The 13,077-nt window shown below is 65.2% G+C and carries 10 protein-coding genes; 4 read left to right on the forward strand and 6 right to left on the reverse strand.

Features of this window, described 5'->3' with window-relative positions:
- Positions 1 to 22 precede the first annotated feature (22 nt).
- Together AC1DJB_RS15235 and AC1DJB_RS15240 are read left to right on the forward strand one after the other, a co-directional pair.
- The gene (locus AC1DJB_RS15235; protein WP_332602997.1) at positions 23 to 607 is read left to right on the forward strand and encodes an adenylate kinase; all 585 of its coding nucleotides are present in this window, start codon (positions 23 to 25) and stop codon (positions 605 to 607) included.
- 41 nt (positions 608 to 648) lie between these two features.
- A complete protein-coding gene (locus AC1DJB_RS15240; RefSeq protein WP_307053946.1) occupies positions 649 to 2,481 on the forward strand; it encodes a glycoside hydrolase family 15 protein in 1,833 nt (610 codons plus the stop codon).
- On the opposite strand, the gene AC1DJB_RS15245 is transcribed toward AC1DJB_RS15240, so the two are convergent.
- Positions 2,461 to 5,070 carry a bifunctional lysylphosphatidylglycerol flippase/synthetase MprF gene (locus AC1DJB_RS15245; protein WP_441433291.1) on the reverse strand — a complete coding sequence of 870 codons (2,610 nt, stop codon included), beginning with the start codon at positions 5,068 to 5,070 and terminating at the stop codon, positions 2,461 to 2,463. The two genes, AC1DJB_RS15240 and AC1DJB_RS15245, sit on opposite strands and share 21 nt — an antisense overlap.
- A 439-nt stretch (positions 5,071 to 5,509) precedes the next feature.
- Between AC1DJB_RS15245 and AC1DJB_RS15250 the strand changes: the two genes are divergently transcribed.
- Both AC1DJB_RS15250 and AC1DJB_RS15255 read left to right on the forward strand, forming a co-directional pair.
- Entirely contained in the window at positions 5,510 to 6,148 is a 639-nt protein-coding gene (locus AC1DJB_RS15250) for an SGNH/GDSL hydrolase family protein (RefSeq protein WP_332602999.1), read from the forward strand.
- 99 nt (positions 6,149 to 6,247) lie between these two features.
- Positions 6,248 to 6,493, forward strand: a complete 246-nt coding sequence (locus AC1DJB_RS15255) for a hypothetical protein (RefSeq protein WP_059389455.1) — start codon at positions 6,248 to 6,250, stop codon at positions 6,491 to 6,493.
- Positions 6,494 to 6,554: 61 nt separating this feature from the next.
- Here the strand turns inward: AC1DJB_RS15255 and AC1DJB_RS15260 are convergent, their stop codons facing one another.
- From AC1DJB_RS15260 to aceB, 5 genes are all read right to left on the reverse strand, one after another.
- A complete protein-coding gene (locus AC1DJB_RS15260) occupies positions 6,555 to 7,940 on the reverse strand; it encodes an AAA family ATPase (RefSeq protein ID WP_441433293.1) in 1,386 nt (461 codons plus the stop codon).
- Positions 7,941 to 7,969: 29 nt separating this feature from the next.
- A complete protein-coding gene (locus tag AC1DJB_RS15265; RefSeq protein WP_441433294.1) occupies positions 7,970 to 9,124 on the reverse strand; it encodes a serine hydrolase domain-containing protein in 1,155 nt (384 codons plus the stop codon).
- 257 nt (positions 9,125 to 9,381) lie between these two features.
- On the reverse strand, positions 9,382 to 10,194 hold the full coding sequence (locus AC1DJB_RS15270) for a bifunctional allantoicase/(S)-ureidoglycine aminohydrolase (protein ID WP_284753733.1): 813 nt from the start codon (positions 10,192 to 10,194) through the stop codon (positions 9,382 to 9,384).
- 10 nt (positions 10,195 to 10,204) lie between these two features.
- Entirely contained in the window at positions 10,205 to 11,473 is a 1,269-nt protein-coding gene (locus AC1DJB_RS15275; RefSeq protein ID WP_441437789.1) for a DUF6986 family protein, read from the reverse strand.
- 2 nt (positions 11,474 to 11,475) lie between these two features.
- The gene (aceB, locus tag AC1DJB_RS15280) at positions 11,476 to 13,071 is read right to left on the reverse strand and encodes a malate synthase A (RefSeq protein WP_306961862.1); all 1,596 of its coding nucleotides are present in this window, start codon (positions 13,069 to 13,071) and stop codon (positions 11,476 to 11,478) included.
- Positions 13,072 to 13,077: the final 6 nt, after the last annotated feature.

Raw genomic sequence — 13,077 nt, forward strand, 5'->3', positions numbered from 1 at the left:
GCTTCACGAACGGGACAGTATCATGACGCGATTGATCATCATGGGCCCTCCTGGCTCGGGCAAAGGTACCCAGGCTGAGCACATCGCCGGTCATTTCGGCATACCTGCCATTTCCACGGGAGACATCTTCCGCGCGCACGTCGGCGGCAAGACGGAACTCGGAGCCGAGGCCAGCAAGTACATGGACAGCGGCGAATTCGTGCCGGATCACGTCACCAACGCCATGATCCGCCAGAGGCTTGGCAACACCGACGTCCTGGCAGGATTTCTCCTTGACGGATATCCCCGCACCACGGCGCAGATCGAGGCTTTGGACGGCATTCTGGCCGGCAACCGGCAGCAGCTGGATGCCGTCGTCGAACTGGCGGTCGACGACGACGAGCTCGTCGCGCGGATGCTCCGCAGGGCACAGGTGCAGGGCCGAAGCGATGACACAGCACCGGTGATCCGGCGTCGCCTGGAGCTCTACCGCAACGAGACACAGGCGGTGGTCGAGCGGTACTCCGAGCGTGGGATAGTCCTCGCCGTCGATGGCTCCGGCCGGCGGGAAGAGATCACGGCCAAGGCCATAGCCGCCATTGAATCAGCACTAGGAAAGGGACAGTGAACGGTCAACCGCCTACCGGCCAAAGAATCGAAGACTATGCGATGATCGGGGACCTGCACACCGCAGCCCTGGTCAGCACGGCGGGCTCCATAGACTGGCTGTGCCTCCCGCGCTTCGATTCGCCGGCGTGCTTCGCCGCGCTCCTGGATTCCCCCCAGGCGGGGCGTTGGCTCCTGGCACCTGAAGCCGGGGGAATTTGCACGCGCCGCCAGTACCGGGACGGGACCCTCATCCTGGAAACAGAGTGGGAAACCAAAGAAGGGCACGTCCGGGTCATCGACTTCATGCCGCCGCGCGACGCCGTCGCGGACATCGTGCGCGTGGTGGAAGGGATCCGCGGGACGGTCAAGATGCGCGGGGAACTGATCCTGAGGTTCGACTATGGGCACGTGGTGCCCTGGGTCCGCCGCGACAGGCACGGCCTCCGCGCGGTTGCCGGTCCGGACTCCGTCTACCTCAAGACCCCTGCGCCGTTGGTAGGCAAGGACTTCACCACGGTCAGCGAGTTCACCGTGAACGCGGGTGACCACGTGCCCTTCGTCCTGACGTGGGCGCCCAGCCACGAACGGCGGCCCCGCACCGTCGAGGCGGATATCGCCCTCGAAGACACCTCGGCATTCTGGACGGATTGGTCCAAGCGTTGCAACGTCCGGGGGCCTTACCGGAAAGCCGTCCAGCGTTCCTTGATCACGCTGAAGGCCCTCACCTATGCGCCAACCGGGGGCATCGTTGCCGCCGCCACTACTTCGCTCCCCGAACAGATCGGCGGACCGCGGAACTGGGACTACCGCTATTGCTGGCTGCGTGATGCCACGCTGACCCTTCAAGCCTTCCTGGCCGCGGGCTACACCGAGGAGGCCAGCGCGTGGCGGGATTGGCTACTCCGCGCAGTGGCAGGCGACCCGGCCGACCTCCAGATCATGTACAGCCTGCACGGTCGCCGGCGGTTGCCCGAGTCGGAGCTGACGTGGCTTTCCGGATACCAGGGTTCCAAGCCGGTGCGCATCGGGAATGCGGCAGCGGAGCAGCTCCAGCTGGACGTCTGGGGAGAAGTCCTGGACTGCCTGTCCCTGACCCGGGCATCGCTGATGACCGTCGGCGATGAGTCCTGGGCCATCCAGACCGCCCTCATGCGCCACCTTGAGAGCACGTGGGACAAGCCGGACAACGGGCTCTGGGAAGTACGCGGCCCGCGGCGCCACTTCGTGCATTCAAAGGTGATGGCCTGGGTTGCGGCGGACCGCATGGTCCGCGGAATCCGTGAAGCCGGGATGCCCGGTCCGCTGGATCGCTGGGAGGCTTTGCGGGACACCATCCACGACGAAGTCATGACCCACGGATTCGACGCGGAGCGCAACACGTTCGTCCAGTCCTACGGGAGCAAGGAGCTGGACGCGAGCCTTCTCCTCATCCCCAAGGTGGGCTTCCTGCCGCACGACGATCCGCGCGTGATAGGCACCATTGACGCCATCCAGCGTGAGCTGACCGAAGACGGCTTTGTGCTGCGCTACCGCCCGCAAGACAGCAACGACGGACTGCCGGGCGGGGAGGGCGTCTTCCTTGCGTGTTCCTTCTGGATGGTGGACGCACTCTTGGGCGCCGGGCGCCGGGCAGAGGCGACAGCCCTCTTCGAGAGGCTCCTGGCCCTGCGCAATGACGTGGGCCTGTTGAGCGAAGAATGGGACGCACACGCGGGCCGGCAACTTGGCAATACTCCCCAGGCCTTCAGCCATTTCGGTTTGGTGCTCAGCGCCTTGCAACTTCACCACGGCAAAGCGCACCACAGCAATGTCCCGATCGGCGGGGTCCCGGCGTCGGGCGCTTCGGCAGAGGCGCAAGAGCCGTCGTCGGCCTCAGGAGCGGTTTCGCCCTGACGTTCCGGAGCGCTTGGGCCATCGGAAGATCCGGCCTGCCAAGGCCAGGCCCGCTCCGAGATTGAGCGTTGGCAGGTAGGCCCGTGCCACTGCGGTCCCAACGGCAGGCAGGGAAGCGGCGTCGGGGTAGAGCATGTAGAGCGGCTCGTATCGCGGCCGGAATTTTGCTTTGAATGCCAAGAGGGACCGGAATCCGTAGACCGGTTCCAATGTCGCCCCCAACCAGTCGAGCAGGCGGTCGAGGTTGCCGGGAGGGCGGGATCGCGGCTTCGGGCGAGGCATCTCGGAAGGGTCCTCTTCGGCCCGAGCCAGGGGCGCACCGGAGAGGCTCACGAATTCGCATCCTTCATCCTTGAGGCTGAGGGCCGCGGACGCGATGAGGAATTCGATGCTGGCCCGGAAGCCGCCGCTACGGCGACGCATGAAATCGAGGGTCCAGCCGACGATGTGACCGTTGCGGTATACAGGCAGCCAAGAGGTGACTGCGTGGACCGTGTGGCGTTTGTCGATTGCAAGGAGGCAGCGCACCTCCGGATCGTCGAGTTCGTCGAGGCTGCCCAAGGTAAAGCCCATTTCGGGCATGTTCCTGTCTGCCACCCATTCTTCGGAGATTTCCTCGATCTGGACCTGGACCGAGAAGGGAGCCGAGGCGTAGCTCGTCCATTCGTAGCGGATGCCCGCCTTCGATGCGTTGTTCAACGCCGTACGGATGTCCTGGAACTTCTTTCCCTTGAAGGAGACCGAATGCAATGGCAGGACCGTTTCCTGGGCTACCTGCGCAGAGCTCCATCCGGCGGAATCCGCATGGTCGCGCAACTCTTGGGGCACCGAGTAGAAACATGGCGTCCACCCGTTGCCCCTGCAATAACGGGCAAACTCTTCGAAGACGGCGGTTTTCTCGGAGGTGGGTCCCACCGGGCCGCCGAGCGTGAGGGCGACCCCCGTGCTCACGCGGTAGGCAACAAAGGACAGCCCGGAAGGGGAGAACCAGTACATGTTTCCCGGCCACGTGGTCATCCAGGACAGTGAGCTTCCCTCCCACGTCTTGATGACTTTCCGGGCACGCTCCGTACTGGCGTCGTGCCGGGTGTGGGCCTGGTGGAGGAAGGTCCTGAAGATCAGGACACCGGCGACCGCCCAAAAGACGACGCCGACGCCCTCGTACACGAGAACGGCGGCCGTGCCTTGGGGGAAGATCGCCGGGGGAACATCCAGGACGAAGCCCAGCGGAAGGAAGCGGTCCGGGACATCCGCCAGTAGTTCCGGTAGTCCCGGAACGGGGGAGAAGTCCTGGGCGAGCAAGAGGCCGGCGCCGACATAGACGGCACTGAGCACGGCAGCCATCGCAAGTACACGCACCGCGAGGCGTCGGTAGGTCCCCTTCGGGGCCTGGACATGAAACAAGCGCCGGGTCGCGAGCAGAATGATGGTCAGCGCAAGGGGCAGGAGCAGCGGCAGGGCAAAAGTGAACGGCTGCGAGGAAGCCGATCCTTCGATTGCGACAATCCCCTCGCTGGCGCCGGTGTCTGAAGTAGTCTGCTGCAAGACTCCGGCGAGTGCGATTCCGGCGAGAACGGAAAGCCCCACCTGGATCAAAAGGGTCCCCACCCAGGCAAAGCGCCGTCCGCGGCGCAGGCCCTCCGCAAGCAGCAGCAAGAGGAAGGACGGAAGGATGGCCATGAAGATCCCACCGGCCCCGGCACGTAATTGCAACTGCGCGACCGCACAGTCCTTCGCTTGCGCCGGATCGGAGCAGACGTTCTGGAGTGCTTGGGGATCGACAGGCTGGATGTTGGTGAACAGGAAACGCAGGATGGACAACGGCCCCACCGCATGCGGGATGAGGCCGGCGACTACCGGACCGATCGCCGATGCGGCAAGGAGAAGCGAAAGGAGCACCCGGCCTTCGTGCCGGGAACTGACCGGGCGTGCAAACCTCGGCCGGCGGCCCATGAGCAGGGGCCCGAGAACCGTGCCCGCGGTTGCGGCGCCGAGCCTGACCAAGTCTGCAAACCCTCCGCTGTAGAGGGCCAGGAGGAGCAACAAGGCGAAGACGACAAGCCGGATCCGGCGCCTCCACAGGGTTGCCATGGACGCAGTACCCGCCATGGCGGTACCGATGATGAACGCACTCGGACCCACGAAGAGGTGGCTGCCTATCTCGGCTGTCCAGTTACCGAGCAAGCCTTGGGCCAAGGCAAGGAATCCCAGGGCAATGCCAACGCCCAGAATCTGGCTGGAGACCGCAGCGATTGCGTACGCCCGCTGTCCCATCCGGCGTTCCAGCGGGAGGCCCAGCAACAGCACCAAAGCAGTTTCCAGCACATAGCCCGTCAGGTCCCTGGCCCAGAAGGCGGACGTCGCCGCGGCCCACCAGTGATCAGGTACGGAGCGAGGCGTCAGTGCGAAATTGAGCCGCAATTGAGCGTCCGGCCCCGTGGCGAGGCTGGAGGTCAGCGCTCCCAATCCCCAGAAAACGATGACAAATCCCAACGTGAGCTGCGCTGAGCGCAGTCTTTCCGTCCATGATCGCCGCGAACGGACATCGGGGACGGAGCGGGTGTCCGGCTCGGGCGCCGGTGCGTGCACGTGGTTCCTATCTGTGCGTCGGAATGATGGGGGTGCGAAATGAAATTCTTCCACACCGGCCATCCGGCGAGGATAATTCCCACCTCGCCGTGACCTTCCCCGTCCCGATCCAATAGACTCCGACGTAGGCAGGCTGTCGGCTCGTTCCGCCACCGGTCTATGAGCAATGGAAAGTTGCTTTTACAGCGCTAATACGAACAGAAAGCAAGCCCGGGACAGGCCGATGCACAAATCTCGCATATTCCGCTCCGCCGCAGCCGTGATCGCCGCCGGAGTACTTTTGGCAGGCTGTTCGCAGGCGCCTGCTGAACCGGGCGACTCATCCAGCGGCAGGCAGACAGCGGCACCCGTTGCACCCTCGGGTAGTCCAGCCGCAGCGGGCCAAAGTCCCAAGAAACCTGAGTCCGGACAAGATCCGTCAAAGCTTCCCGTGGGGTCCTTGTACAAGAACCCCAGCAACAACCGGAACGAAATCATCCTCGCGGACGTCCGGCACACCGCCGTCCTCATCGGGGACTCCCAGTCTGAGCCCCTGGGCTCATGGCCGCGGGGGGCTTTGGGCTCGCTTGGTTACAAGGTGTACTCCGTGGCCCGGGGCGGTACAGGATACGTCGCCGCGACGAGCAGCAGCGGAAACTATATCGACGCGCTGCAGCGCGGAGACTGGGTCCTGCCCTACGGGACGCCGCCGCTGATCGTTGTCGAAGGTGGAGGCAACGATGCCTCCCACAACGCCAGCGACGAGCAGATCACGGCCAACGCCAACAGGCTCCTCGCCGCCCTCAAAAAGAGGTACCCGCAGGCGAAGCTCGTGATGATCGGAACCCTTGCCAGGGGTGCCAACGCGGGCGGGGGGCGCCGCACCGAGGTTGACGCGTTGCTGGGCAATATTGCGGCCAAGGCCGGTGCTCCGTTCTTTAGCGTCGGGGACTGGATCAGCAAATACCAGGTTGCCGGGGACTTGGTGGACGGCGTCCACCTGAACGCTGCCGGGCACGCCAAACTCACCGGTGTACTCGCGGCGGACATGGCCGCAGCGGGACTTAGCCTGCAGCCGGGCCCGAGGAGTGCATCATAAGAGTTGCGGCCACCGGAGGAAGCCGGAAACTGCTTCCGGCTAGTGTCCGGACCGGACCGAGGTCTGGCAGAACGTCGCGAGCCGGAGAACAATTGATCTATGGTCAGCTATTCAGCCCTTGAAGACGCGTCCAGCAAGAATCCGCATGACTGGGGCCGGGCGATGGCAACGGCGATGACAAAGCTCCTGGATGCGGCGCGCATTGACGGACGGCATTTTGAACACGAGTTCCTCTATGGCGAGGAACTGCGCTTGAGGATCGACGAGAACAACGACGGAGCCACGGTCAAGCTCACGTGGACGCCCGCCGACCAGGAACCCGAACAGGAGAAGTCTCCGGCCTGAGTGATTCCTGTCGCCGGATTGGCCCTGGCGCCAAGGACAGTGCTCACGATCGACAACGTGGTTACTCCGCGCTCCCGTTGCTTCCGAGCAGGCTACGGGTCAGGGCCTCGCCGTCGGCCATGAGCTGTCCCACCGCGGTGCCCAGGTGCGGGTCTCCGGGAGTCTCGTCTGCCAGCGCGGCGGCGACCACCGAGCGTCGGATCAGCTCCTTCGCGAACGACGCCGTGGTGCCGGCGGTCCGGCCTGCCGCGGCTTCGATCGCCGAGGGGGAGAACGCGATTCCGTTGGAATACAGCCGCAGAAGTTCCACCCGCTCGTGCTTGGACGGAAGCGGGATTTCCACTGCCAGGTCCACGCGTCCTGGCCGCTGGGCGAGGGCCCGTTCCAAAAGTTCCACCCGGTTGGTGGTCAGAACGAACGCGACGTCGGCGTCGTTGTCCAGCCCGTCCATGGCGTCGAGTACCTCGAAGAGCAACGGTTTGGGCCCGTGGCCGAAGCTGCGGTCCTCGGCGATCAGATCGCAATCCTCCAACACCACGATGGACGGCGCCAAGGCCCGCGCGATCTTGGCCGCCTCGGAAATTCTGGCGAGTGAGCCGCCCGAGAGGAGTACCGCCGTCGTACCTTCGCTTTGGCTCAGCAGGTACCGGACCGTGTGCGTCTTGCCCGTCCCGGGCGCTCCATAGAGTAGGAGGCCGCGTTTGAGATGCTGACCGTGTGCCGCAAGGATGTCCGCTTGCCGTGCGATGCCAAGGGTGTGGCTCTCCACCTTGCTGAGGAGCCCGTCCGGAAGGACCACGTCACTGCTGGCAAGCTGCGGCCGCCGGATGAAGGTCACTCCGCTGATGCCCGGCCCGTAGTCGCTGGCGGAGAGCGAGATGACTTGGCCTCTGAAAACGCTCTTGTGCTCCATTTCGCGCCGTACCTCGGCCAGGAACCTCGACGCGACGGCAGGGTGGGTGGCCAGGACTTCGAGCGACGCAGTCTGCCGGCCACGCTCGATCTTGGCACCACGTTGGAGGACCGCTATGGGTGATCCGGCGTAGCTGAAGAGCCAGAGCCCCAGCGCAACGGCCTGGCGCTGTTGGTCCGGACCGGTGGCCAAGTTGCTGTAGTCCGGCTGGCTGAGGGGAAACCTCGGGTAGCTGCGGGATTGCTGCAACATGTCGCTGAAGGACATGTGGTGGCGCTGATCGCCGCCGCCGATTCCTACCAGCCGCCGCTCGGGGTCGCGGCCGGCCATCCCTTCCATCACGATGTCCACATCCACCAGACGGTGCTGCGGGATCTCCTCCGTCACGACGGACAGTTCATGGGCGGGAACCGCGAGGTGCCCGGTCAGTGCCGGTAGAAGTTGTTCGCCGTCGTCGCCATGGTCAAAGCCAAGCTGGGAGAGCCTTGTCAGTGTTCCGAAGTCCTCGATGAATTTCCCCAATTTTTCATCCATGCACAGACCCTAGCAGGATGCGTCGTGACTCAGCACAGCCCGTTCATCGTGGCGATGGCCACCTGCCGGAGCTGCTCGAACTCCGCTTGGCCGCTGCCATCCGTCGATTCAATGTGTTTGTCCGTGTCGGATGGATAGGCGAAGCTCATGGCTATCTGGCGGCTCCCGTCGCTCGTGGACAACGCGATGCTCGCAAACCAGGTGCTGCCGCCGTAGCCGTAGTAGAAGCCGTTCGTGCATTCGTCATTCCACCGCTGCAGCCCGAGTCCGTGGTTCTCCTGCCATAGGGTTTGCATGTCGCGGAGGGTGCTCGCCGTGAGTAGCCTGCCCTGCATGAGCGCTGCGTAGAACGTGTTGATATCGCCCACCGTGGAGATGACGCCCTCTGCGGGGGAACCGACGAGATACTCCGGCTGCGAGGCGTTGACGCGCTCGCCGTCGATGAATTCATAGCTCTGGATCATGTCGCGCGCATCCCGGTCAGGTTCGGATGCCAGCGAGGTGTGGCTCATTCCCAGCGGCACGAAGATATCTGACTTCAGGACATCGCCGATCGGCCGGCCGCGGAGCTTCTGCACTATCGCGGCCAGGGCGAAGTAGTTCGCATCCGAGAAGCGGAACAGCTGGAAGTTCGCGTGCGTCCACGGCACGGTCCCGGCCATGCGGAGGTAGTCCTCGATGCTGAACCTCGTGTCGATGGCCCGCTTGGTCGGCATGGCATCCAGGATGGCAACAGGCGCGTCGGGCAGGCCGGAGCTGTGGTTCAACAGGGAGCGGACTGTGACGGGGCCCGGCGGATGGACGAGCTGCCCGAATTCCGGGAAGTACTGAGTGACAGGGTCCTCGAGGCCCAGCTTTCCTTCCTGGACCAGCTTGAGCACCGAGACCGCCACCATGGACTGGGTGATGCCGCCGGCCTGGATCCGGTCGGTCACGGCCACCGGTTCGCCGGTCTCGACGTCTTGGCTGCCGTAGGCCTGGGACCATTCCCGGCCCCGGACTTTGATCTGGACGACGACGGCCGGCGCACCCCGGTTGAGCATTTCATGCGCGAAGAAATCCGCAACGGGGGATTCGGGTACTGCCCCTTGGGAATCGGTCGACGAGCTACTCGCCGGGGGTTCAGCCGTCAGAGGGTAGGTGCATGAACCGGACGCCAGGATCAGAGCCAGGACGACGGCCATCCGCGCTCGCCGCGAAGTCCGGGATACGCGGGAAGTCCGAGAGGCCCGCGCCGCCTCCATGGCTGCCTCCTGAAGCTACGCTGCGGGGCAACGGGCCAGGCGCCCTTGCCCCCGTAGTTTCGATCGTCCTCTTCGGAAGCGAGGGGGTCAACGCCGAAAACGCGGGCGCGCCCCCAAACCCAACTGACTCGCAGTAGGTGTCGTTATGAGCGCTCATAACGACATTAACTGCGAGTCAGTTGGGGTGGCCCGAAGGCCTAGGTCAGCTTGACCTGACGGTTGACGTCCTTGTACAGCAGGTAGCGGAACGGACCCGGGCCGCCGGCGTAGCAGGCCTGCGGGCAGAAGGCGCGCAGCCACATGAAGTCTCCCGCCTCCACTTCGACCCAGTCATTGTTGAGCAGGTACATGCCCTTGCCCTCCAGGACGTACAGGCCGTGTTCCATGACGTGGGTTTCCGGGAATGGGATGACCCCGCCGGGCTGGAACGTCACGATGTTCACGTGCATGTCGTGGGCCAGGTCGTTGGGGTCCGCGAAGCGTGTGGTTGCCCAGACGCCGTTGACGTCCGGCATTTCCCCGGCCTCAACTTCGTCGTCGCTCGTGACGAAGGACTTGGCTTCATAGCCCTCAAGGCGCTCGTAGGCTTTGCGGATCCAGTGGAAGGAGACGATGTCGTCCGAGACGTTCTCAAGGCCCCAGTTGGAACCGGCAGCGAGGTAGGCGTAGCCGCCCTCCTCGAGCTGGTGCAGTTCGCCGTCGAGGGTCAGGTTGACCTTGCCCTTGGTGACAAAGACGACGCCTTCGACGCCGGCCTCGAACTCGGCCTTGGGAGCGCCCCCACCCGGGCCGATCTCAACGATCAGCTGGGAAAACGTGGTGGCGAATCCGGAGATAGGGCGGGCAATGATCCAGGAACGCGTGTTCGAGAAGCCCGGCAGGTTGCTGGTTACGATGTCGGTCAGCACGCCCTTGGGGATGACCGTGTAGGCCTCCGTGACGATTGCGCGTTCGGTGGTGAGGTGGGTCTGCGGCGGCAGGCCGCCCTGGGGATAGTAGTACTTGCCCATCATTGGATCCTTACTCGGAGGTGGTGTGTGCGAGCCGCGGATGCGCCAGTGCAGTCAGCCGGGGGAGTTCGACGCCGGCAAGCGCCAGCACTTCTTCGGAACCCACCGCTCCACACTGGACGCCGCGCAGGACGAAAGCGGCCAGGGCCCGGGCGGTGGCGGGTTCGTCCATGACGCCGCCTTCGGTGCGCTCCACGTAGTTGCGCAGGCGGGCCGCGGCGGCCGGCAGGCCCTCGCGGTAGAAGGCATACGTCGCGGCGAAACGGCTCGGCAACTGGGCAGCGTGCAGGTCCCAGCCCTGGTAGTAGCCGCGTTCAAGGGAGCGGCGGACCAAGCGGCCGTGCAGCTTCCACGCGTTTTCCACGTTGTCGCCCACCGGGATGATGTTGGTGGAGCCGTCGGAGAGCCGGATGCCCGTTCCCGCAACGGCCAACTGCATGACTTCCTTGGCGAAATCGGCCACCGGGTGCTCCATGGACTGGTACTCCGCGGAGATCTGCAACGAAGCCGAGTAGTCGTAGGTGCCGTAATGCAATGCGCTGATCCGGCCCGGAACTGCGTGCGGAAGCTGGGCCACGGGAGAGGTCCCCTCCGGGCCGAGGATCAGTTGCGGCGTCTCCACCTGGACCTCGAAACGGAGCTGGCCCGCCGGGAGCGTGTGGATCTCCTCCAGTCGGGAGACCGCGAAGTCCATGGCCTGCACCTGGGCCACCGTGGTGACCTTCGGCAGGGTCAGGATGAGTCCCTCGGGCAGTTCTCCGGCCGAGGCCAAAGTGGAGACGAACAGGTCCAGGGTCTTCAGGCCACGTGCCCGGGTGGGGGCCTCGAAACACTTGAACCGGATGCCGATGAACGGCGGCGCGGACCCCGCGGCAACGGCTTCGCTGACAGCCTGGGCAGCCGCTACGGCCGCGACGTCTTCTGCTTCGTCGCCCCGGTCGCCGTAGCCGTCCTCGAAGTCGAGGCGCAAGTCCTCGATCGGTTCACTGCGCAACTTGGCAGCCACACGGGTGGCGACGGCGGCAGCCAGTTCGGGCTCCTGGCCCAGCAACGTACCGAGCCTTTCGAGACCGCCGTGGGCCTCCGCCGTCGTGATTGCCTGGGCGCCCCATTCCGCCGACAGCGACGGCGTGAAACGGTCCGCCGGGACGTACACCGTGTGCACGGGCTGGCGGGTGCCGTCGTCGCCGGGGTAATTGCGCTCCAGCAGCTGGTCGGTGGCGGCAAGTTGGGAGTCGATGGCGGCGAAATCGGCCGCAGAGAAGGAGGATGCGGCCATTCCTACACCAGCTCGTAGGCGGGAGTGGTGAGGAAGTCCGTGTAGTCCTCGGACAGACAGATGTCCGCGATCAGGCGGCTCGCCGGCTCGTAGAACTTCTCGAAGGACTCGGCGTCGACCTCGCTGCGCAGGCGGTCGGTCTCTTCGCCGAGGATCCGGGTGACCAGCTCGCGGGTGACCGTGTTGCCGGTGTCGGCCAGGACCGACTTGTTGCGGATCTGCTGCCACACCTGGGAACGGGAGATTTCCGCCGTGGCGGCGTCTTCCATGAGGTTGTGGATGGCAACGGCGCCGCTGCCCGAAAGCCACACCGCGGTGTACGCGACGGCGACGTAGAGGTTCAAGCGAAGCCCCGCCTCGGTCACGTGGCCACCGGCGGAGGAGATGTCCAGCAGCTGATCGGCGGTCACGGAGACCTCCGGGCGCTGCTTGTCCAGCTGGTTCGGCTTGTCGCCGAGCACGGAGTCGAACACTTCGCGGCACGTGGAGACGAGGTCCGGGTGGGCCACCCAGGAACCATCGAAACCGTCGTTCGCCTCGCGGGTCTTGTCCGCGCGGACCTTCTCGAAGGCCTGGGCTGTGACTTCGGGTTCGCGGCGGTTCGGGATGACAGCAGCCATGCCGCCCATGGCGAAGGCGCCGCGCTTGTGGCAGGTCTTGACCAGCAGTTCCGTATAGGCGCGCATGAACGGGGCCGTCATGACCACGGACGCGCGGTCCGGCAGGATGAAGGACTCGCCGGCGTCGCGGAAGTACTTCACGATGCTGAACAGGTAGTCCCAACGACCGGCGTTCAGGCCGGACGCGTGGTCGCGCAGTTCGTAGAGGAACTCGTCCATTTCGAACGCGGCCGGGATGGTTTCGATCAGCATGGTGGCGCGGACGCTGCCTTGCGGGATGCCGAGGTAGTCCTGGGCGAAGACGAAGATGTCGTTCCACAGCCGGGCCTCGAGGTGGCTTTCCATCTTGGGCAGGTAGTAGTACGGGCCGTGGCCGTTGAGCAGGAGCTGCTTGGCGACGTGGAAGAAGTGCAGGCCGAAGTCCACCAGCGCGCCCACGGTGGGTTCGCCGTCGAGCAGCAGGTGCCGTTCGTCCATGTGCCAGCCGCGGGGGCGGGCGACGACGACGGCGAGCGGCGCGTCCGTGCGGAGCCGGTATTCCTTGCCCTCCGGGGAGGTGTAGCTCAGGGTGCCCTGGGCTGCGTCGCGGAGGTTCAGGATGGCGTCGATGACGTTCGCCCACGTCGGGGTGCTGGCGTCCTCGAGGTCGGCGAGCCATACCTTGGCGCCGGAGTTCAGGGCATTGATGGCCATCTTGGCCGGGGAGGCCGGGCCGGTCATCTCGACCCGGCGGTCCTGCAGGGCCACGGGTGCTTCGGCGACCTTCCAGTCGCCGTCGCGGATGTCCTGGGTTTCCGGCAGGAAGTCGAGGCGGCCGGTGCGGGCTACTTCTTCGCGCTTGGCGACGCGGGCCGCGAGGAGCTCGGTGCGGGTGCCCGCGAAACGGCGGTGCAGTTCCTCCACGAAGGCCAACGCCTTGGGAGTCAGGATCTCCTCGGCTCGTTCGATCGGCCGGGGGTCTGTGACTGTGAGAGCCATGGGGTG

The sequence above is a fragment of the Arthrobacter sp. 01T428 genome, from assembly GCF_056398685.1.

Excerpts from the sequence above, each read along its gene's own strand:
- AC1DJB_RS15235 (WP_332602997.1), top strand. The coding sequence starts at position 23 with ATGACGCGATTGATCATCATGGGCCCTCCTGGCTCGGGCAAAGGTACC.
- AC1DJB_RS15240 (WP_307053946.1), top strand. The coding sequence starts at position 649 with ATGATCGGGGACCTGCACACCGCAGCCCTGGTCAGCACGGCGGGCTCC.
- AC1DJB_RS15255 (WP_059389455.1), top strand. The coding sequence starts at position 6,248 with ATGGTCAGCTATTCAGCCCTTGAAGACGCGTCCAGCAAGAATCCGCAT.
- AC1DJB_RS15260 (WP_441433293.1), bottom strand. The coding sequence starts at position 7,940 with ATGGATGAAAAATTGGGGAAATTCATCGAGGACTTCGGAACACTGACA.
- AC1DJB_RS15265 (WP_441433294.1), bottom strand. The coding sequence starts at position 9,124 with ATGGCCGTCGTCCTGGCTCTGATCCTGGCGTCCGGTTCATGCACCTAC.
- AC1DJB_RS15270 (WP_284753733.1), bottom strand. The coding sequence starts at position 10,194 with ATGGGCAAGTACTACTATCCCCAGGGCGGCCTGCCGCCGCAGACCCAC.
- AC1DJB_RS15275 (WP_441437789.1), bottom strand. The coding sequence starts at position 11,473 with ATGGCCGCATCCTCCTTCTCTGCGGCCGATTTCGCCGCCATCGACTCC.
- aceB (WP_306961862.1), bottom strand. The coding sequence starts at position 13,071 with ATGGCTCTCACAGTCACAGACCCCCGGCCGATCGAACGAGCCGAGGAG.